Source organism: Xanthomonas sp. SHU 166, assembly GCF_000364685.1.
Taxonomy (GTDB): domain Bacteria; phylum Pseudomonadota; class Gammaproteobacteria; order Xanthomonadales; family Xanthomonadaceae; genus Xanthomonas_A; species Xanthomonas_A sontii.
Map to the genome: position 1 here is coordinate 1 of NZ_AQOJ01000764.1, position 545 is coordinate 545.

Annotated in this window: 1 pseudogene; it reads left to right on the plus strand. The window is 74.1% G+C overall.

The features are described 5' to 3' along the window. Positions 1-88: 88 nt before the first annotated feature. Positions 89-545: pseudogene (locus D180_RS17790) on the plus strand (TIGR04222 domain-containing membrane protein); the annotation flags it as partial.

The following is a 545-nucleotide window of genomic DNA, read 5'->3' on the forward strand; positions in this document are numbered from 1 at the left end:
TGCGGCGGCAGCTGCTGTGCTTCGCCCTGCAGGGGTTGTCCCTGCTGTTGGCGCTGTGCACGGCGCCCGCGGGCTGGGAAGCGCTGCGATGACGCGAACGCCGACGCCACTGCTGCCGGCCAACGTCGATCCCGATCACGCGGCGCTGTGGCAGCGCCTGCAGGCCGATGGCTTCGGCGAGGGCGACGCGGCGTTGCCGGCGTTCGAGCGCCGCGTCGCCGAGGAGGCCGGCGTGTCGCTGGCGCTGGCCGCGCACTTGGTCGAGGAATACCGGCGCTTCTGCTTCCTGACCTGCGTCGCCGGCGAGGAGATCACGCCGAGTCCGCTGGTCGACCAGGCCTGGCACGCGCATCTCACCGACACCCGCGAGTACTGGCAGCGGTTCTGTCCGCAGGTGCTGCGCCGCACCCTGCACCACCATCCCGGGCGCGGCGACCCGGCCGACGCCGCGCGCTTCCAGGCCCAGTACGCGGCCACCCTGGCGCAGTACCGGCACTACTTCGGCGAGCCGCCGGCGGCATGCTGGCCGGCGCCGGCCGGCACGC